This is a genomic window from Dorea sp. (genome assembly GCF_977044405.1).
Genome location: NZ_CDRRQK010000019.1, coordinates 32,793 through 54,639, shown reverse-complemented (window position 1 = coordinate 54,639; position 21,847 = coordinate 32,793). Strand labels below are relative to the sequence as shown.

16 protein-coding genes, 2 tRNA genes and 1 other annotated feature are annotated in these 21,847 nt (G+C 41.9%); of the genes, 2 read left to right on the top strand and 16 right to left on the bottom strand.

Annotated features, from left to right (window positions below; all coding sequences use genetic code 11):
• Positions 1-60: 60 nt before the first annotated feature.
• Entirely contained in the window at positions 61-573 is a 513-nt protein-coding gene (gene ilvN / locus ACWJAF_RS09725; protein ID WP_296032056.1) for an acetolactate synthase small subunit, read from the bottom strand.
• A gap of 26 nt (positions 574-599) precedes the next feature.
• Complete coding sequence (gene ilvB, locus ACWJAF_RS09720; RefSeq protein WP_296032058.1) at positions 600-2,321, bottom strand: biosynthetic-type acetolactate synthase large subunit; 1,722 nt, start codon at positions 2,319-2,321, stop codon at positions 600-602.
• A 108-nt stretch (positions 2,322-2,429) separates the two neighbouring features.
• Positions 2,430-2,745 (bottom strand) — a binding site (T-box leader).
• A gap of 237 nt (positions 2,746-2,982) precedes the next feature.
• On the opposite strand from ilvB, the gene ACWJAF_RS09715 reads away from it, so the two are divergent.
• Both ACWJAF_RS09715 and glgD read left to right on the top strand, forming a co-directional pair.
• Positions 2,983-4,122: a glucose-1-phosphate adenylyltransferase gene (locus ACWJAF_RS09715; RefSeq protein WP_296092963.1), complete on the top strand. Its 1,140-nt coding sequence runs from the start codon at positions 2,983-2,985 to the stop codon at positions 4,120-4,122.
• Position 4,123: 1 nt separating this feature from the next.
• Positions 4,124-5,239, top strand: a complete 1,116-nt coding sequence (glgD, locus tag ACWJAF_RS09710; protein ID WP_296092965.1) for a glucose-1-phosphate adenylyltransferase subunit GlgD — start codon at positions 4,124-4,126, stop codon at positions 5,237-5,239.
• Between the two features lie 181 nt (positions 5,240-5,420).
• Here the strand turns inward: glgD and ACWJAF_RS09705 are convergent, their stop codons facing one another.
• The 14 genes from ACWJAF_RS09705 to recJ form a co-directional block, all read right to left on the bottom strand.
• Positions 5,421-6,611, bottom strand: a complete 1,191-nt coding sequence (locus ACWJAF_RS09705) for a glycosyltransferase family 4 protein (RefSeq protein ID WP_448863550.1) — start codon at positions 6,609-6,611, stop codon at positions 5,421-5,423.
• 6 nt (positions 6,612-6,617) lie between these two features.
• On the bottom strand, positions 6,618-7,109 hold the full coding sequence (locus tag ACWJAF_RS09700) for a dihydrofolate reductase (protein ID WP_296032065.1): 492 nt from the start codon (positions 7,107-7,109) through the stop codon (positions 6,618-6,620).
• Between the two features lie 91 nt (positions 7,110-7,200).
• Positions 7,201-8,049, bottom strand: a complete 849-nt coding sequence (thyA, locus tag ACWJAF_RS09695; protein ID WP_296032067.1) for a thymidylate synthase — start codon at positions 8,047-8,049, stop codon at positions 7,201-7,203.
• Positions 8,050-8,078: 29 nt separating this feature from the next.
• The gene (locus ACWJAF_RS09690) at positions 8,079-8,510 is read right to left on the bottom strand and encodes a MarR family winged helix-turn-helix transcriptional regulator (RefSeq protein WP_296032068.1); all 432 of its coding nucleotides are present in this window, start codon (positions 8,508-8,510) and stop codon (positions 8,079-8,081) included.
• 53 nt (positions 8,511-8,563) lie between these two features.
• Complete coding sequence (locus ACWJAF_RS09685) at positions 8,564-9,952, bottom strand: MATE family efflux transporter (protein ID WP_448863547.1); 1,389 nt, start codon at positions 9,950-9,952, stop codon at positions 8,564-8,566.
• A 157-nt stretch (positions 9,953-10,109) separates the two neighbouring features.
• On the bottom strand, positions 10,110-11,396 hold the full coding sequence (locus ACWJAF_RS09680; RefSeq protein ID WP_296032071.1) for a homoserine dehydrogenase: 1,287 nt from the start codon (positions 11,394-11,396) through the stop codon (positions 10,110-10,112).
• Positions 11,397-11,598: 202 nt separating this feature from the next.
• Positions 11,599-11,671 (bottom strand) — tRNA-Gly (locus tag ACWJAF_RS09675).
• Between the two features lie 29 nt (positions 11,672-11,700).
• A tRNA-Gly gene (locus ACWJAF_RS09670) sits at positions 11,701-11,773 on the bottom strand.
• A gap of 274 nt (positions 11,774-12,047) precedes the next feature.
• Positions 12,048-13,859: an aspartate--tRNA ligase gene (gene aspS, locus ACWJAF_RS09665; protein ID WP_448863544.1), complete on the bottom strand. Its 1,812-nt coding sequence runs from the start codon at positions 13,857-13,859 to the stop codon at positions 12,048-12,050.
• A 137-nt stretch (positions 13,860-13,996) separates the two neighbouring features.
• Complete coding sequence (gene hisS / locus ACWJAF_RS09660) at positions 13,997-15,268, bottom strand: histidine--tRNA ligase (protein WP_448863542.1); 1,272 nt, start codon at positions 15,266-15,268, stop codon at positions 13,997-13,999.
• On the bottom strand, positions 15,253-16,680 hold the full coding sequence (hemZ, locus tag ACWJAF_RS09655; RefSeq protein ID WP_448863541.1) for a coproporphyrinogen dehydrogenase HemZ: 1,428 nt from the start codon (positions 16,678-16,680) through the stop codon (positions 15,253-15,255). The genes hisS and hemZ overlap by 16 nt, the downstream gene beginning before the upstream one ends.
• Positions 16,681-16,795: 115 nt before the next feature.
• On the bottom strand, positions 16,796-17,419 hold the full coding sequence (locus ACWJAF_RS09650) for an MBL fold metallo-hydrolase (RefSeq protein ID WP_296032078.1): 624 nt from the start codon (positions 17,417-17,419) through the stop codon (positions 16,796-16,798).
• Positions 17,420-17,423: 4 nt separating this feature from the next.
• The gene (locus ACWJAF_RS09645) at positions 17,424-19,769 is read right to left on the bottom strand and encodes a RelA/SpoT family protein (protein ID WP_448863538.1); all 2,346 of its coding nucleotides are present in this window, start codon (positions 19,767-19,769) and stop codon (positions 17,424-17,426) included.
• Positions 19,770-20,021: 252 nt separating this feature from the next.
• Entirely contained in the window at positions 20,022-21,791 is a 1,770-nt protein-coding gene (gene recJ / locus ACWJAF_RS09640; protein WP_448863536.1) for a single-stranded-DNA-specific exonuclease RecJ, read from the bottom strand.
• Between the last annotated feature and the right edge of the window lie 56 nt (positions 21,792-21,847).

Here is a 21,847-nt window from a genome sequence, read left to right as displayed (position 1 = left end):
GCATTTATTTTTTGCATATTATTCTATATTTTTATATATGAATCTAATACAGAGGCAGCCTTATCTTTCCATCATGCTGATAGATTCAATGCCGACACTTCCGCCGCGCACAACTTCGATACTTTCAAATTCTTCTTTCATAAGCTTTATAACCGCGTCATTTTTGGTTGCAGTCTGTACAAATTCCATCAGGACACTGTCTTTTCCGTAATCAATCACTTTGGCTTTGAACGTCTCTGCGATCTGGAAGCATTCTACTTTATCGTCCTTGCTGCATTTTCGTACTTTTACATACAGGATTTCCTTCATACGCACAAACACATCTGTAAAATCAATGACTTTAATTACTTCCACAAGACGGTTCAGCTGCTTTTTAATCTGCTCGAATGTCTCATCATCGCTGACTGTCGCGATCGTCATTCTGGACACTGTCGGATCTTCCGTTGTTCCTACAGTCAGACTGTCCAGGTTATAAGATTTACCAGAGAACAGACCGGAAATCTTTGAAAGAACTCCCACCTGGTTCTCTACATATAATGAAATCCAACGTTTTTTCATACCATTATTATTCATAGTTTTCTCCTTCTTTGCTCTCTTATCTAACAATCCATGATCAGCTCTTCCAGTGTTCCGCCAGGTTTTACCATCGGATATACCAGATCCTCCGGATCAATATCAAACTCCAGAATATACGGTGTCTTTTTACTCTTCATTGCTTCTCTGAAAGCCGGTTCGATCTCTTCTGTCTTGGTAATATGAATACCTTTTGCTCCATAGCTGTCAGCAAGTTTCATAAAGTCCGGTGTATATGTCGGACATTCTACTTCACCGCATTTTCCTCTGCACGCTGCTCCCGAGCGCAGGCATGTCATGGAATAACGCTTTCCATAGAATAATTTCTGCCACTGACGTACCATTCCGAGATTATTATTATTGAAAATACAGCTGATGATCGGAAGCTCCTCTAGTACCGCTGTCGCGATCTCCTGGCTGTTCATCTGGAATCCGCCGTCACCGGATATTGAGATAACCGGTGTGTCCGGATTACCGATTTTCGCTCCGATTGCTCCCGGAAGTCCATATCCCATCGTTCCAAGTCCACCGGACATCAGAAGCTTCTTCTTTTCTGTGATCTCAATAAACTGTGCCGTGAACATCTGATGCTGTCCTACGTCCGTTACAATAATCGCCTCATCAAAGATACGGTTGATTGTTTCGATGACATCCTGCGGTGTCATGATCGGCTTTTTCTTCATCATAAGAGGATGCTCTTCTTTCCATCCGTTAATAGTCTTAAGCCAGCTCTTTGTCTCACATTTATCCACATACTCCAGCATTTTTGTAATTGCTTCTTTTGCATCTGCTACAATCGGTACATCTACCTGTACATTTTTGGAGATTGCCGCTGTATCAATATCAATATGTACAATCTGTGCATTTGGTGCAAATGAATGTAATTTTCCAGTAATTCTGTCGTTGAATCTGGTTCCGATGGAGAATAACAGATCACATTCATTTACCGCCATGTTACAGGCATACGCACCATGCATTCCAAGATTACCGATATATAACGGATGAGTGGTCGGAATCGCTCCGCGTCCCATAACGGTCGTTACAACCGGAACATTCGTCATATCTACTAATTTTGTAAACTCTTCATTCGCATGTGCGATATTGATTCCGCCTCCGGCAAGGAATAATGGTTTTTTCGCCTTGGAAAGCATCTTGATCGCACGCTTTAACTGTCCTACGTGCACATGTGTATTCGGCTTATATCCGCGGATATTTACAGTCTCCGGATATTCTGCACTTCCAAGTTCTCCCATGACATCTTTAGGAAGGTCGATCAGTACCGGTCCTGGTCTTCCGCTTCTTGCAATATAGAATGCTTCTTTTAAAATGCGTCCCAGATCTTCTCTGTTTCTGACGGTTACTCCATACTTTGTAATGCTTCTTGTAATTCCCACGATATCAACTTCCTGGAATGCATCATTACCTATTAAATGTCTTGACACCTGTCCAGTAAAGCATACCAAAGGCACACTATCATAATATGCAGTTGCAAGTCCTGTCACCAGATTTGTTGCTCCCGGTCCACTTGTAACCAGACATACTCCGACTTTTCCGGTTGAACGTGCATATGCATCTGCTTCGTGCACCAGTGCTACTTCCTGTCTTGGAAGAATTACCTTTGTATAGTCCTGTTTATAAAGTTCGTCACTGATATCAATCGTACATGCTCCCGGATAACCAAAGATTGTATCCACTTCTTCTTCTCTCAGTGCCTTTACCAATAATTTATTTCCACTGATCTTCTTCATATTCCTACCTCCTTAAGACTGGCGGATCTGCCTTCTTCCTGTAAGAACCTGCTACGGACAGATTCTTAAGAACACCTTCACAGTAAAAGAAAAACCCTAAGCTTAACAGCCTAGGGCGAATTTTGCATCCGTGTTACCACCTAAATTCAGAAAATAATTTTCTGCTCTCCATCCAGTACTGGAATCCTTTTTCATTATAAAAATGCTCCTAATACTGCCTCCCCGATAACGCTGGGAATGCGTTGAAGTCTACTCAGGCTTTCTTTTATGATCCGACTATTTATACTTATTAACGTTCATGCTTTCTGCCTTTTCGGTTCACAGCTCGGGGGCTACTTCCATAAATCCTTCATGAAGATTCGCACCGTCCATCTTCTCTCTTTGCTTCGGGCACTTATGTACTCCTCCCTGTCACAGCTTTTACTGAATATTTATAAAATATTATATGTGACATTCTTACCTATTGTCAACTATTTTCAAAATTATTATTTTTTATCAGACATTCTAAAACATATTTTGTCAGAATTTTCCATATTCTCCCTTTTATTGATTCACTTATGATGCAAAATTTTAGTATTTTTTTTAATTTTTTTAACAAATATGTGGTAATTTTTGGCAAAAAATTATACAATATATTCATAAGCAATAAGGAGGATATGTCATGAAACAAAATAATATGTTAGCGATGATATTAGCCGGTGGTAGAGGCTCACGTCTTCACGAACTGACAAATAAAGTTGCAAAACCAGCTGTTTCTTATGGTGGAAAATACCGCATTATCGATTTTCCACTCAGCAACTGTGCAAACAGCGGTGTGAATGTTGTAGGAGTATTAACCCAGTACGAATCCATCCTGCTGAACAGCTATGTTGCTGCCGGCAGACGTTGGGGTCTGGACGCAAAGGACAGTGGAGTATTTGTACTTCCACCACGTGAAAAGGCTGACGCTAACCTCGATGTATACAGAGGAACTGCAGATGCAATTTCACAGAATATCGACTTCATCGATACATACTCACCGGAGTATCTTCTCGTACTTTCCGGAGATCATATCTATAAAATGAACTATGACGAAATGCTTCAGGCACATAAAGACAACGGAGCAGATGCTACAATCGCCGTTATTGAAGTACCTATGAAAGAAGCAAGCCGTTTCGGTATCATGAATACAAACGAAGAAGGCCGTATCGTAGAATTTGAAGAAAAACCAGAACATCCAAAGAGCAATCTTGCTTCTATGGGTATCTATATCTTTAACTGGAAGCTGCTTCGCAAGAAATTAGTAGCTGATATGAAGGATCCTGATTCTAACCATGATTTTGGAAAGGATATTATTCCTGCCCTTCTGAATGACGATAAGAAATTATTCGCTTACAAGTTCAAAGGATACTGGAAAGACGTTGGAACAATTGATTCCCTGTGGGAAGCTAATATGGATCTGTTAAGCAAGAACAACGAACTTGACCTCAATGATCCTACATGGAAGATTTACACAGAAGATACTGCTACTCTTCCTCAGTATATCGGACCAGATGCTGAGATCAACCACGCATTTGTCAATCAGGGATGTGTGATCGAGGGTGAGATCACAAACTCCGTTCTCTTTACCGGTGCAAAAGTCAGAAAAGGTGCTAAGATCATCGACAGTGTCCTGATGCCAGGTGTTGTTGTAGAAGAAAATGCTGTCGTTACACGTGCGCTGGTTGCAGATAATGTAAAAATCGGTGCAGGAGCTGTTGTCGGCGACGCAAAGAGCGAGCATATCGAACTCGTTTCCAAACGTGTAAAGGGGGTAGAATAAAATGGCTAAAGCATTTGGAATCGTAAACTTTGCCGGAAATCATATCGCAGTAGAAGGCATGCAGGAATATCGTCCGGTAGGTGCATTCTCCTTCCTTGGACGTTACCGTGTTATTGATTTCCCTATTTCAAATATGAGCAACAGCGGAATCGATCATATCCAGGTTTATATCCGCAGAAAACCTCAGTCTCTGACTGCTCATCTTGGAACAGGACGTCATTTCAATATCAATTCAAAGAGTGGCAATCTTCAGATTCTCTACTCCGGACTTGGTATGAATATGAGTCTGTACAATAATGATATTGCTTCTTATATCGAAAACCTCGAGTCCATCGAGCAGGAGCTGGCTGAATATGTAGTAATCGCACCTAGTTATATGGTCTATACACAGAACTACAGAAAACTGTTAAACGACCACATCGAGTCTGGTGCTGATATCACTTTGTTATATCATTCTGTTGATACAGCAAAAGAGTATTTCCTGAACTGCTATGCACTGAACCTGAACAAACAGAAAGGTGTCCTTTCTCTGGAACAAAATCTTGGAAATGCAAAAAATAAGAATATCTTCATGGATACATATGTTATGAAGAAAGATCTGTTCATCGAACTGATCCACAAAGCAAGAAAGACTTCTTCTGTATATACATTACTGGATATTGTAAATGCTTCATGTGGCGAGCTTGATATCCGTGGCGTCTCTCATAGAGGTTACTTTGCAGCTATTTCAGATTTCAAAAGCTATTATGATTCAAACCTGTCTCTGACAGATATCAAAACTGCTCAGAATCTGTTCGACCCTGACTGGCCGATCTACACAAGAACTAACGATTCCTGCCCTACACAATATTTCGAGACAGGTACTGCCAAGAACTCTGTTGTATCAAACGGATGTCTGATCGAAGGTTCTCTGGAACACTCTGTTGTTGGTCGTGGATGTATCATTAAGAAAGGGGCTGTCATCAAGAACTGTGTGGTTCTTTCCGATGCTTACATTGGTGAAAATGTACACCTTGAAAATCAGGTAATTGACAAGCATGCGAAGATCACACATGTCAAAGAGCTTACAGCTACCGAAGATCGTCCAGGATATGTAAGAAGAAACGATACAATCTAGATAAGGTACAATCTAAATAAAACACAATCTAAATAAGATACCAAAAAGGAACATCACATGACGGATGTTCCTTTTCTTATGTACTCTTCTATATATTATTAAAATTACAATATACTTCTTACTCTCCATGATGAACGATCCATACGACCATCACCTGAATTTTTTCCGATATTATAATCTCTTACCGGATGACTTCTTCCGCTATCCTTTCCCAGGATATATTGTTCACATCGCTTATACTCTGTATCTTCTCTTCTAACGCTTCACAAAGAGCCTTTGCAAGTCTTTCTTCAAATGCCGGCAGATCTTCCTCTACGGGCTCGTCAGCACCTCTCATACGCGGAAGCTTCACATATCTGATGTCCGCTCCCGGAACTGTCTCATCAAGCCACTCTTTTACGCCCGGCAGTTCTGTCATAACTACACGGTCCGCACATGCAAGGCTTTCGATTACAGTAAGCGGCAGTCCCTCGAACATTGATGGAAGCACAAAGATGTCACTTTCATTATAAAGCTGTGCCAGCCGTATCTGGGAAACACATCCGGCAAATTCCACTTTATACCTGCACTGTTCCGCCAGTTCTACAATCTCACGGTATTCCTTTTCATTGCCTGCTCCGCCTGCCAGCGTAATCTTCAGATGCTCCTTATCATAGTCCAGAAGATTTAATGCCCGCAGAAAACTTTTGACCCCTTTTTTCTGTGTGATCTTTCCCGCAAAGATCATTCTCTTGATCTGATCGCACCGGCTTGCTTTTTCCCCTTCGCGATAGAATATGTGACTGTTATATCCGGTTCCAATGATCTGGATATGTTCATCTGACATCTGGTATGTCTTCTGGATTACATCTTTTTGCATCTTCTGAAGTGCAAAGATGCGATCCAGTGCCGGTATCTGACTTCTGATAAACTCCCTTTGAAACGCTGTGTTTTCCATCTGTCTTAAATCCGTATTATGACAGAAGCCATATACTTTTTTCTCCGGGTAACGCTCTCTTACAAGTGCCGTCAGATAATACAGATGATGGCACAGAATAAGATCCGGATCTTCCTTTTCTACTGCCTGATCCAGTACTTTTAAAAATGCTGTTTTAAACTGCTTTGTCATCTCTTCCGTCATATCCATATACCGTGTACTTTTATACGGCATCTCATCCGACATTCCAACCACCGGATAAGGAAGCTCTTCCGATTCAAAATACACCGGATATAATGTAACGCCTTCCGGCAGTTCTACATTATCCTCTCGTGTGACTCCCGCCATCACAGCCTGCACATGCCCCTGCTCTTTCAGTGCTTTCACCACTTCCGTCAGATAAACCCCGCTTCCGGTACTGGATGGTTTTTGCGCTGTGATACTTAATATCTTCATGTATGATTATTTTCTCCTCTCATAGATTGTGAATACATATTCCAGATCAAAGTAGGTCTGTTCATCGCTGATCTTTGTCATCTGCCAGTCCGGATCTTCATCAAGATTCGGGAAATATGTATCTGCATCATATGCATGATCAATCTTTGTAATATAGGCTTTGGTACAATAAGGAAGCAGCTGACGGTAAATGCTTTCTCCGCCGATCACAAAGATATCCTCCGAATCATACTTTTCTAATTCTTTTACCATATCTTCTACCGTGTGTACAACAACGGCATCTTTCACCTTATAATTCTTATCCGAAGTCAGCACAATATTTACTCTGTTTTTCAAAGGCTGCCCTCCAGGGAAGCTCTCCAGCGTCTTACGCCCCATAGCCACGACTCTTCCTTTTGTTGTCTCTCTGAAGAATTTCATATCCTGCGGGATACTTACTAATAATTTATTTTCTTTTCCAATTGCCCAATTAGAATCTACTGCAACGATTAAATTCATTCCCTGCATCTCCTTTTATTTTTTCATGTACTTTACTCGTTTTCTGAAACATTTCCGAAAAATATCATTTAAATATTCCGCTATTTTCTTCTTATACTGCTACCGGAATATTTTTGATCTGCTCATGTGTCTGGTAATCAATCAGTTTTACGTCATCTCTCGTAAACTGATAGAAATCTTTAATCTCCGGGTTCAGCCAGAACTTTGGTGCCGGCAGCGGTTCCCTGCTGATCAGTTCTTCAATCATCGGCACATGTCTGTCATAGATATGTGCATCGGCGATCACATGTACGAACTCTCCAACCTCCATATCACATACCTGCGCCAGCATATGGATCAGCACTGCATACTGGCATACATTCCAGTTATTTGCCGCAAGAACATCATTGGATCTCTGATTCAGTATTCCGTTCAATGTAAGCTTCTCATGTCCTGGTTTCTTTGTCACATTGAAGGTCATACTATATGCACATGGATACAGGTTCATCTCATGCAGGTCTTCATGTACATAAATATTTGTCATGATACGTCTGCTGTATGGATTATTCTTCAGGTCATAGATTACACGGTCTACCTGGTCAAACATTCCTTCTTTGTACTGATGTTTAATTCCCAGCTGATAACCATAGGCTTTACCGATCGAACCATCTTCATCTGCCCAACTATCCCAGATATGACTGTGCAGATCATTGATGTTATTAGATTTCTGCTGCCAGATCCACAAAAGCTCATCAGTACAACTCTTAATTGCTGTTCTTCTAAGCGTCAGTGCAGGGAATTCTTTTGAAAGATCATACCGGTTCACAACCCCAAACTTTTTGATCGTATAAGCCGGAGTTCCATCTTCCCACACCGGTCTTACTTTTTCCCCTCTCGTATCTGTTCCGTTATCAATGATATCCCGGCACATATCAATGAATACTTTATCTGCATAACTCATCTTCTCAATCTCCTGTTCTTGTTCTCTTTTTATGGATCACTGACATTATATAATACCCTTGCCAGCATCTTTTCCAATGCATCTACTTCTTTTTTCGTCATTCCTACCGTCAGCTTTTTATCGATCTTCCTGCGGTAGTTTTCCATCTTCCGCTGGATATCATACGCCTTCTCTGTAGGATAAATATTTTTACATCTTTTATCTTTTGTACTTGGCACTGACAGGACAAATCCTTTTTCGTCCAGTCTTTTTAAAATCCCCGTTACCGTCGGATTTTTAAGACTCAGTGCTTTTTCAATATCTTTCTGATTCACAGCTTCTTTACTGCTGTTAAAAAGGTAATCCAGAACTGCCGCCTGAGAAGCTGTAATTCCAAGCCCCCGAAGCTGGTTATTGAACTCCTTTTCATAGATATTATTGATCTGCTTTACTACAAATCCAATGGGTAAGCGCTCTTTCATCTTCTTTATTCTCCCATTCCATAATTCTATTTATTCTAGCATATTCCGACCTGCTATGCAATGTTCTGCCTTTTGTTCCCTGAATTCATTTTATCAAGTTCTTTTAATGCGAATCCGATCGCTACGATTGCTGCCGCCGCATCCGCAATCGGTCCTGCATACATTACTCCATCAATGCCCATGAACTTCGGGAAGATCAGAATCAACGGCAGTAAGAAGATAACCTGCCTTGTCAGCGATACTACAATTCCAAGCTTTGCTCTTCCAATCGAAGTAAAGAATCCAGATGACATCGGCTGGATTCCATTTGCAAATGTCATAAACATAAATATACGGAAATATCTCGCCGCAAACTGATAATATTCTTTGCTTCCCGTTCCGAAAATACTAACCAGCTGATCCGGGAAAAGCTGGAAGCACAAGAAAAATATAACGCCAACCGTTACCGCTATCTTAAACGCCTTCCAGTATGTTCTCTTTACTCTGTCGTACGCCCCTGCACCATAATTAAATCCCCATATCGGCTGACAGCCCTGTGATATACCGATGGCGATTGCCATAAAAACCATATTGACCTTGGATATGACTCCGACACATGCAAGAGGAATATCTGTTCCATATACAGAAGCCGCTCCATAATAACGCAGCGTGTTATTCATTGTAATCTGAACCACAGCCATCGCAATCTGATTGATACACGACGCCATTCCAAGTGAAAAGATTTTTTTCAGCAAATGTAATTGCGGGCGAAGCATAGAGGCGTCCAGTTCCATCTTACGAAAGCGCATAAAATACACAATTACCATAATTCCTGATACAATCTGTCCAATTACCGTTGCCCATGCAGCACCCTTAATTCCCCAGTGAAATCCAAAAATAAAAAGCGAATCCAGAATGGTATTGATAATCGCACCGGTCAGCATACAGGTCATCGAATATGTCGGACTTCTGTCCGCACGGATCAGATGGTTTCCGCCTGTAGTCAGAATCAGAAATGGAATACCAAATGCCGTAATCCCCGTATAATCCTGTGCATATGGAAGGATCTTTGCCGTTACCCCGAACAGATGCAGCAACGGATTCAAAAATATCAATGTCACCACAGATATGATCACACCACAGATCACCAGCATAGAAAGTCCCGTTCCGGCAATCCCGCTTGCTTCTTTTTGTTCACCTGCTCCCGAACATAGATTAAAGTTCGAAGCACTTCCGATTCCCAGAAGGAGTGCCGTTGCTGTACAGATAATTGATATCGGAAATGCGATATTAGTAGCGGCATTTCCCAACAGACCAACGCCCTGCCCGATGAATATCTGATCCACAATGTTGTAAAGTGAACTTACCAGCATACTGATAATCGCCGGAATTGCAAATTTGGCAATTAATTTTCCTTCTTTTTCTACAGCAAGCGGATTCTGTTGTTTTTGTTCTTCTTTCATGTCATTCACTCCATGTATTCGTATTTTTTACTTCTTATTCATCCATATCATCACTTTTTTGCTATCCACAGTTTTCAGGACTCATGTCAACAAAAGACGGAGATCTTTGCATTCTCCGTCTCAGCCTGTTTCTATTATTTTAGCTATTAGCTTCCACTTAATATTCGCGGATCACCGTTCCGATTTCTCTTGTCGTATCCATATCCGTCAGATGCTCCAGTGCATCTTCCAGATGTTTTTCTTTTACTGCTTCTGTTACGATAACCAGTTCCGCAGTTTCTTTATCCTGAATTTTCTGGATCACTCTTGAGATACTTACTTTATGTACACCAAACACGCTCGCAATTGCCGCCAGAACTCCCGGCTTATTATCTACCACCATACGGATATAGAATTTATTCTTTACTTCTTTGAAGTCTTTAACCGGTGTATTACGATAGCATGTACAACTGATTCTTCCCGTACAGTGATACTGAATATCTCTGATCACATCGATCACATCGCCCATAACCGCACTCGCTGTCGGAAGTTCTCCTGCTCCTCTTCCGTAGAACATCGTATCGTCTGCAGCATCAGAACGTACAAATACTGCATTAAAAGAATCTCTGACAGATGCCAGCGGATGCTCCTTCGGGATCATCATCGGATGCACAGCTACTTCAATACCGTCTTCTGTATTATGTGCAACACCAAGCAGCTTGATCACATCGCCGAATTCTTCTGCATACTGTACATCTTTCGCTGTAATCTTTGTAATTCCTTCTGTATATACATCTGCAAATGTAACTCTTGAATGGAATGCAATGGATGCCATAATTGCCACCTTACGTCCGGCATCCAGACCTTCGATGTCTGCTGTCGGATCTGCCTCTGCATAGCCAAGTTCTGTTGCCAGTGCAAGTGCATCATCAAAATCCATTCCCTCTTCTATCATCTTGGTCAGAATGAAGTTCGTAGTACCATTCACAATACCAATCACTTCACTGATCTCATTTGCTGCCAGACACTGCTTCAGCGGGCGGATAATCGGAATCGCACCTGCAACAGCTGCTTCAAACAGAAAATCCACGCCACTTTCTTCTGCCGCCTCAAGAAGTTCATGACCATGTGTTGCTACCAGGTCTTTATTGGCTGTTACAACATTTTTTCCTGCATGTAATGCTTCCAGGATCATGGTTCTTGCCGGTTCAATGCCACCCATAACCTCAATCACGATCTCTATCTCGTCATCAGTGATAATATCTTCCCACTTATCCGTTAAAAGACTGGCATCTACGCCATCTCTTTTCTTGCTTATGTTATGTACAAGAATTTTGCTGATCTCAAGACCTGCTCCTGCTTTTAATGCCATCTCATCTTTCTGGCGCTCTACCAGTTTGTATACTCCGCTTCCTACAGTTCCAAGTCCCAGAAGTCCTGCTTTTACTATTCTTTCCTGCTTCATCTTTTCACATCCTCGCTTTTCGTCTGTTTCACTCTCTTTTGTCTTATCGATTTTATTCAGACTTTAGTATAGCACAGTGTTACACATGATTTCAATCGCATTCTATTATGCTCGCAAAATAATACAGAGAACTTGTTACTGGCAACTTTTCTTGCATACTTTGGTATACAGAGAAAAAAGCGTTGCAAACAGTTTTTTCAAGAGCGACAGACGGGACTCGAACCCGCGACCTCCACCTTGGCAAGGTGGCGTACTACCAACTGTACTACTATCGCATAGCAACTACTTGCAACGCCTTTTTCAGAGCGACAGACGGGACTCGAACCCGCGACCTCCACCTTGGCAAGGTGGCGTACTACCAACTGTACTACTATCGCACATCAAATGTATTTTATTGTTTTGTGTTCATCAGAACGATATTTAGTATAACGCATGTCTATCAGATTGTCAACTGCTTTTTTTAAGTTTTTTGAATTTTTCTTTTAATTTGAAAACTCCGACAATTTTTATAAGATACCGGAAAATCTTTTTTCTGATTTTCCGGTATCTTATCATTACAGAAAAATTTTCATATCTATAAAACAGTCTTCTTTGTATCAGCTCAAATCTTCAAGAATTTCTTCCAGAAAATTCTATCAAATATGCTCTGATTTATTCTGCGTCTTCTGCTTTTTTCTCTTCTTTTGCTACGACTGCAATTCCGAGTTCTTCCAGCTGTTTTGCATCTACATGTCCCGGAGCTTCTGTCATAAGATCTGATGCATCTTTTACCTTCGGGAATGCAATTACGTCACGGATGCTGTCCTGTTTTGCCATCAGCATAACCAGACGGTCCAGACCATAAGCAAGTCCTGCGTGTGGTGGTACTCCATACTTGAATGCTGTCAGGAGGAATCCGAACTGCTCCTGTGCCTGTTCCTCTGTGAATCCTAGAACTTCAAACATCTTGCTCTGAATATCCTGATCGAAGATTCTGACGCTTCCGCCGCCGATCTCATTACCATTTAAGACGATATCGTATGCTTTTGCACGAACTCTTCCCGGATCACTGTCGATGTACTGAAGGTCTTCTTCCATCGGCATTGTAAATGGATGATGCATTGCTGTATAACGGTTCTGCTCTTCACTCCACTCAAGAAGTGGGAATTCTGTTACCCACAGGAACTTGTATTCATTCTTATCCAGAAGTTCCATCTGACGGGCAAGCTCCAGACGAAGTGCTCCAAGTGTATCCCATACAACTTTGTTCTTATCTGCTGCAAATAATAACAGGTCGCCGTTCTCTCCACCCATAGCTTCGATCAGTGCTTTCCTCTCATCATCTGTCATGAATTTGGCAAATGATGATTTTACAGTTCCATCTTCATGGATTGCGATATATGCAAGTCCCTTTGCGCCGTAATCTTTTGCAAAGTCAACCAGTTTATCAATCTTCTTACGTGCCATGCCGCCCTGTCCTTTGGCGTTGATACCACGAACTGTTCCACCATTTTCAATTGCATTTTTAAATACTACAAATTCACAACCTTTTACAACATCTGTAACATTTGTAAGTTCCATACCAAAGCGGATATCCGGCTTATCAGATCCGAAACGATCCATCGCTTCCTGCCATGTCATTCTCTGGATTGGAAGTGATACTTCTACACCCAGTACTTCTTTGAATAATTTGGCAAGCAGTCTTTCATTTACTTCAATGACATCATCTACGTCTACGAAAGATAATTCCATATCGATCTGTGTAAATTCCGGCTGACGGTCTGCACGAAGGTCTTCATCACGGAAACATTTTGCAATCTGGAAATATCTGTCGTATCCGGAACACATCAGTAACTGTTTGAATAACTGTGGTGACTGTGGAAGTGCATAAAACTGTCCCTGCTGGATACGGCTAGGAACCAGGTAATCTCTTGCTCCTTCCGGTGTGCTCTTGATCAGTACCGGTGTCTCAATCTCAAGGAATCCTTCCTCTGCAAGGAACTGACGTGTCAGAGTCGCTACTTTACTTCTCATCATCAGATTACGCTGCAGATCCGGTCTTCTAAGATCCAGATATCTGTATTTCAAACGTACTTCTTCTTTTGTCTTAGAGTTTTCTTCAATATGGAACGGAGGTGTCTCTGATTCAGAAAGAATACGCAGTTCTTCCGGAATCACTTCAATCTCACCTGTTGCCAGATGATCATTGACTGCACCGGAACGTTTTGCAACAGTTCCAACAATTGCTACTACATATTCTGCACGAAGTTTTGCTGCTTTTTCAATCAGTGCTGCTTCGCATTTTCCTTCTTCAAATACAACCTGGATAATACCAGAACGGTCTCTGACATCTACGAATACAAGACCACCCTTATTACGGTTTTTCTGTACCCAGCCCATGATGGTTACTTTTTCCCCAACATTGGCTGCAGATAATTCTGCACATCTGTGGGTTCTCTTTAACCCTTTCATTGATTCTGCCATATTCTTTTATCTCCTTTATATAACCTCTCCTTTTACATCCTGCCGGTGCAAAACTGCTCCGGCAGACAAGGATGTGGATTTTTACATTAAATATACTGCCTTGTGATAATTTCAGACAGCCTGTGCTCATCTGCTTTTTACAGATTTTCCACAGAATCTGCATAACAGTCTACGATCTCTGTATAACCGTCTTCTGTCAGTTGTTCTTTCTGGAACTTCTTGTTCTTCTTCATATTGACGATCAGAACCTGTTTTCCAGCCATTCTGTCTTCTTTTGCAAGTGACATAACTTTTAAAAGTCCTTCTTTTGTCATCTTCTTTTCTAACAGATATGCTTTCTTTTCTTTTACAGTCGGTACTTCATATCCATTTTCCAGAAGCAGCATTACGATTCTTTCAAATCCGATCGAGAATCCGCATGCCGGTGTATCCTGTCCGGTAAATTTGCCAATCATCTTATCATAACGTCCGCCTCCGGCTACCGATCCGCCAAAGTCATCCATTGTTACTTCAAAGATTGTTCCTGTATAATATGACTGTCCCCTTACGAGTGTTGGATCGAACTTGATGTTGAATTCACACTCTTTTGCTGTCTCAACACTGGAAATGATCATCTCCATGCTGTCTGCAGTATCTTCGCTTAAACAATCACCAAGTTTCTCCTTCAGGAAACGGATACCTGTTACATCCGGTGCCACATCTTCGAACAGCTGAAGATATGTCTCTACATTTTCTTTTGCATATCCCATCTCTTCTAATTCTTTTGCAACACCTTCAGCACCGATCTTATCCATCTTATCCAGAATGATGAATACTTCATCGTAGTCTTCCTTGCGGAAACCACTATAAGCAGCCATTGCTTTCAGAATATTACGATCGTTGATACATACCGTAAAGTTTTTAAAACTTAACTTTCCAAGCATCGCAGTTGTTGCAAGGATCAGTTCGATCTCTGCAAGATTGCCCGGTTCTCCTAAAATATCAATATCACACTGCATAAACTGACGGAAACGTCCTTTTTGCGGACGGTCAGCTCTCCATACGTTTCCAATCTGCAGCGCCTTAAAAGGTGCTGGCAATTCATTCGAATGGTTTGCATAATATCTGGCAAGTGGTACGGTAAGGTCATAACGAAGTCCTCCGTCTACCAGATCATTTTCCTCTTTTGCTTCTGCGATTTTCAGCTTCTCTCCTCTTTTTAAGATTTTGAAGATCAGCTTCTCGTTGTCTCCACCCTGCTTACTGCACAGGTTTTCGATATGTTCCACACATGGTGTCTCGATGGAACAGAATCCGTATGTTTTATACGTCTCTTTAATCAGACCAATCAGATAGTCACGAATCTCCATCTCACGTGGGAGCATGTCTTTCATACCGGTAACCGGTTTTTTCTTTAATGCCATAACCATTCTCCTTTGCGTTCTATCATTTCGTCGATCCGGCTGATGTAAGCGTCTACTGCTTTTACATTCTCCTGACGGATCAGACGTGTCATCTTCTTCTTTTTACTGCCCGGCATAGGGATCGGATCTTTTAATACGATCTTCGTCGACGCTCCTGCCCCTGCAGCAATAATGGATTGTTTTTCTTCCATAATAAGTATATTGTATATTCCGGCTTTGTCAACCTTTGCATAGCCAACATTTTCAAAATTACCCGCAATATTCTTCTGTCTGTACAGATAATATGGATATAGATCCATCTCTTCTGCAGTCTCTGCTGCCTTTTCGATCATACCGGATAATATCTTATGTGTAGTATCCGTATCCCGGTTCAGATCTTCCATCTCCATCTTTGCAGCCCGCTTGATTGCCAGAGAATGTACCGTCAGACTGTCTGGCCCCATCGCCTTGATCTGCTTTAATGTATCTTCCATATCAGAAAGCTCTTCTCCCGGAAGTCCCGCTATGATATCCATATTAATATTATCGAATCCAACTTTTCTTGCAAGTGCATATGCATCTTTTATCTGCTCTACCGTATGCTTTCTTCCAATTGTATCCAGCGTCTTCTGCTGCATGCTCTGTGGATTAATGGAAATTCTTGTGATCTGATGTTTCTGTAAGGCTCTTAATTTTTCTTCTGTAATACTGTCCGGTCTTCCGGCTTCTACCGTATACTCCAGCAGATATTCCCGTGAAAACTTTTCGTCAACCCAGCTCATCAGACGTTCTAACTGTTGAGCCGTCAGTGTCGTCGGAGTGCCTCCGCCGATATAGATCGTATTCAGTTTCTTATCTTTTGAGCGCTCTGCTATGAATTCCAGTTCTTTTAAAAGCGCGTCCAGATAAGCATCTACCTGCCCCTTCCACCGGTCCAGCGGTCCTGAACTGAATGAACAATAAGAACATACCGATGGACAAAATGGAATTCCTATATAGAGACTATACCCTTCTTCATAATCCAGTTCTTTTAAAATCGACTGTTCTCTTCTGGCAATTTCCCAGGCAAGATCTGCTTTTTCTCTTCCCACCCTGGCACTTTCCCATGCCCAGGTAATATAATCTTCTTTTTTCCATCCTGCTTCCAGCTTCTGCATGGCAAGCTTAGTCGGACGAACTCCCGTCAATACGCCCCATGCCAGCTTTTCACCTGTAACCTTTTCTAACTGATCATACAGATACAGATCTATCTGTCGCTTTTCCTCTGTAACATTTTCAGAATCTACAATAATCTCCTGTTCATCCGGCAATCGTACCGTTACATAATTAGAGGCTTTTTCGTCCGTCTGACAGGATACATCCTGCGACGGATAAAAAGCCTTTAATATATGATACGCATTATAAGTATAAGATTCACTCTTACATATAATCTGAATCATTCTTTTTCTCCATTCTTTCATGTACTCTGGATTGTGTCTTAAAAATACTTTCTACAATCCGTACATATTTCCAGTCTCAGTCCGGGAATCTCCGGCCTGAGAACTGCAATTTTTTCTAAATAAACGGATTATACAACTTCTCATATCCGATTGTTGTCTCATCCATATGTCCTGGATATACATGTGTCTCTTCCGGCAGGATCAGTAATTTTTCTCTCACCGAACGTACAAGATCGGATGCACTTCCACCAGGAAAATCAGACCGTCCTACCGACGCATGAAACAATGTATCCCCGCTAAACAGCACGCCTTCTTTCTCTGCATAGTAGCAGCATCCTCCCGGTGTATGTCCCGGTGTATGAATCACCCGGAACCGGAATCCTGCAAGTTCCAGCACCTGTCCGTCTGTCACAGTCTCTGCATCTTCAAACAAAAATCCACCATTCATATATCCACCTGAAAGATTCATATTTCCATCTGTCAGCATCTCTTTGTCCATCTCTTCTACATAGACCGGAACCTTAAAATCTTCCATAACATCTTTCAGTCCCATAATATGGTCAAAATGTGCATGCGTCAGAAGTACCGCCTGAACTTTCAGCCCTTTTTCTTTTATCTCTCGTTTTAGCTGAGCCGGATATCCGCCCGGATCAACCATGACCGTTTCTTTTGTATCTTCGTTGATGATCAGATAACAGTTGGTTCCGATGATTCCTACTACATATTTTTCTACTTTCATCCCTTTAACCTGTTGTCCTTTCTATATCCAAAATTCCAGGCAGCTGCTGTAATTTCTTGGCAATCCGTTCCAGTTCTTCTCTTCCATGTACGATGAATCCCATCTCGATCGTTGCCGTGCCTTTCTTGCTTGTACGGACATTCATGGATTTTACATCTACGTTTTCTTCCGTAAAGATTCTGGAAATCTCCATCAGAAGTCCCTGCTGGTCGTTGGCATACATCTTAATCTCTGCAAGGTACTGTCCGCCAGATTTTTCTGTTACTTCAGTCTCCCATTCTGCCGGGATCAGTCTTGCACGTTCTGCTTCCGACAGATGGATCATGTTGATGCAGTCTGTACGGTGAATGGAAAGTCCTCTTCCGCGCGTAACAAATCCTACGATCTCATCTCCCGGTACCGGATTACAGCATCTGGAGAATCTGACTGCCATATCATCGATTCCCTTCACTACAATGCCACTCTTGGATTTTGCAATGTGTACTTTGTTCTTAGCAGCCTCAGCTACACGTTCCAGAACCACTTCATCGGTAAGGGCCTGTTTGTGGTCTTTTCCGTATTCTTCAGCCAGACGGTTCACAACCTGTCCTTCTTTTAAGCCGCCATGTCCGATTGCTGCCAGTACCGAATCCCAGTCTTTGAATCCATATTTTTTCTGGACAATCTCCTGGTATTTCAGCTGTATGATATTGGAAAGGTTGATACTTTTCGCCTTACAGTATGTGGCGATCATATCTTTTCCACGGATGATATTGCTTTCTTTGAACTCTTTTTTGAACCACTGGTTAATCTTGTTCTTCGCCTGTGTACTCTTAACAATATTCAGCCAGTCTCTGCTTGGTCCTTTGGAATTCTGGGATGTCAGGATCTCTATTCTGTCTCCATTCTGAATCTTATAATCAATGTTGACCAGTTTTCCATTTACCCTGGCTCCAACCATCTTATTACCAACTGCACTGTGGATCGCATAAGCAAAATCAATCGGTGTAGAACCATTTGGAAGGTTCTTTACATCGCCCTGCGGTGTAAAACAATACACATCTTCCGCAAACAGATCCAGATCTCCCTTGATCAGGTTCAGGAACTCTCTGTTATCAGACATGTCTCTTTGCCATTCAAGAATCTGTCTTAACCAGCTTAATTTTTCTTCTTCCTGCGCTTCCACGCTCTTCTTGCCATCATTCGATTCTTTGTATTTCCAGTGTGCTGCGATACCATACTCAGCCGTCTTGTGCATCTCCTGTGTACGGATCTGGATCTCAAATGGCTGTCCTACGGAACTCATCAGCGTTGTATGCAGTGACTGATACATATTTGGCTTTGGCATGGCAATATAATCTTTGAAGCGCCCCGGAATCGGCGTATACATCTCATGGATCACACCAAGTGCCGCATAACAGTCCTTTACTGAATCTACGATAATACGTACGGCAAACAGGTCATAGATCTGATCTACCGTCTTGTCCTGGTTTACCATCTTTTTATAGATGCTGAAGAAATGTTTTACACGTCCGTTCACATCTGCATGAATATTGGCATTTTTCATATGTGTGGATACTTCCTCCACAATCTGCTCTACAAATTCTTCCCTCTCCGTTTTTCTGGCATTGATCTGCTTTACAAGATCATAGAAGACTTCCGGCTGGGAATATTTGAGCGCCAGATCATCGAGTTCTGTCTTGATCTTTGATATACCAAGACGCTGTGCGATCGGTGCATATATATCCATCGTCTCTTTTGCTTTTTCTTTCTGCTTGGCCGGTGTCATAAACTGCAGCGTACGCATATTATGCAGACGGTCTGCCAGTTTTATGATGATCACACGGATATCTTTTGCCATGGCAAGGAACATTTTTCGTAAATTTTCCGCCTGAACCTCCAGTTTGTCAGAAGAATAAGACAATCTGCCCAGTTTTGTAACACCATCTACCAGAAGTGCTACTTCTCCTCCGAATTCTTTCCGGATCTCCTCTTCAGTAACCTCAGTATCTTCTACCACGTCATGCAGCATACCTGCCGCAATGGTCTCTTTATCCATCTCAAGATCAGCCAGAATGATCGCTACCCATAATGGATGTACGATATATGGTTCTCCTGACTTTCTGCACTGGTTTCCATGTGCTTTTACCGCCAGCTGATATGCTTTTTCGATCAGGGAGACATCTGTGGAAGGATGATACTTACGGATACGGGCAATTAACATGTCATATAATCTGTTCGGATCTTCATAATCTTCCTGGGCTTTTACAGCATGCCCGTCTACAATCTCTAAGCCCTTCGCATGATCCTCCGTCAGTGCTTCCGGTGCAATGCGGTTATCAATTGATTCATACGTTGTTGTGTTCGACATATTAACGCCTCCTTCCTCGATTCCTTTTTTATTTTCCAGGATATGTGATCACAGCATCCACATCATATCCTTCTAATCTGTCTCTTCCTTTTAATCCGTCTTCTATTGGTTTCATGATACTCTCTCCATTCTGTCTAAAATACACCTTTAAGTATATCATCACTTTTTACAATTTTCAATCTTCCCATTCTTGCTTGCGTAAAAAAACAATTCACGGCATTTTCCTGCCAGGCAAACTGTAAGAAGCTTTCATCATACTGCAAATCTGTAATGTGAGATTACAATCTGCGGCGTCTTTCTGCCCATATACTCATTGATATCCGGATAATACGTCAAAGCAAGTCTGATATCCGTCTGTCTCCCCTGCAGAAACATTTCCACACTATGTGTGCCATATACATCTTCTATCTCTTTTAAGAACTCTTCTACTTTTTGGAACAGCATTGCTTCTATTACGGTTCCTGCTGTATCCTGCACCTGCATTTTCAGTACGTTTCTGTTTTTTCCAAGGACTCTTCCGTTTAGCACTTTTACATTTCTTGCAGCAAACACCGGCTTGGTATTTCCTTTGCCGAACGGCTCCAGAAGTGACAATTCCTCTACCATCTTCTCTGTCACATTTGCGAAAGACATCTCCATATCTATCGTTACTTTTTCTTTCAGATCTTCTTCTGTAAGTCTGCAGTTTGCATTGAGCATTTCTCTTAACGTATCTACATTTTCTTTTTCAAGAGACAGGCCTGCTGCCAGTCTGTGTCCGCCAAATTTAGTCAGCAGATGTTTGCATTTATTCAGTTCTTCATACATATGATATCCATCTATCGATCTTCCCGAACCTTTTACGCCTTCTTCTGCATCCGTCAGGACAAATACTGGTTTATAATAACTTTCACGTATTCTTCCTGCTACAATCCCCGCGAGACTCTCGTGGCAATCCGGAAGATAGATCACTAGAACCCGGTCTTCCTTCATCGTAGAAAATTCCACCTGTTCTTTTGCCTGCTCTACGGCATCTGCCGTCATATCCTTTCTGCTATCATTGAGTGCTTTCAGATCTCCTGCCAGTATATCCGCTTCTTTCTTCGTCTTTGCGCGCAGAAGTTCCAGTGCACGCTTTGCCGTATCCAGTCTGCCGCTTGCATTGATACATGGTCCCAGCACAAATCCGATATGATAAGAATTCAGATGCTCCTTCTCGATTCCGGTACATTCGATCAATGCTTTCAGTCCCAGGTTTGATGTCCTTTTTAACATCTGAATCCCTTCTTTTACGAATATTCTGTTTTCTTCCTCCAGATCCATCACATCACCGATGGTTGCAATGGCTACATTCTCGATCAAGTCGTCCAGATCTGAAGAATCTTTTCCCATGCTTTCCCACAATGCTTCCATAAGCTTATATGCAACCGCCGCACCACACAGGCCGGAAAACGGATACATACAGTCAGCCTGTTTTGGATCTATCACTGCATCTGCCGGCGGAAGTATATAGCTTCGTCCATCTTCCGTTTCCTCATACGGGACTTCATGATGATCCGTTACCAGAACCGTCATCCCTTTTTCTTTTCCGTACGTAATCTCAGAAGATGCCGCAATTCCATTATCACAGGTGACAATCGTATCAACACCTGCTTCATATGCCCGTTCAACCAGATCCCGGTTCAGCCCGTAGCCATCCCGCATACGATCCGGAATATCACTGTCTACATCCGCTCCAAGCCGCTCCAGTCCTTCCAGCAATATATAAGTCGCATTGACACCATCGATATCATAATCTCCTATGATACGGATCTTTTTATTTTCTTCTATCTTCTCTTTCAGAATATCTACCGTCTTGTCCATATCTTTCATCAACATTCCATCATACAGATCGTTGATCGTTCCGTTCAGATACCGGTTGATTTCTTCATCTCCAATGACATTTCTGTTACGTATCAGGCATGCCAGTCTTGGACTGATCTGATATTTTTTCCCTATTTTTTCAAAATCTGCTCCTTTTCTCAGCAGGACCCATCGTTCCATTCTTTTATTGCTCCTTTGCCTCTTGTGTACGCTTCTTCTCTCAGCTTTCTCTATTG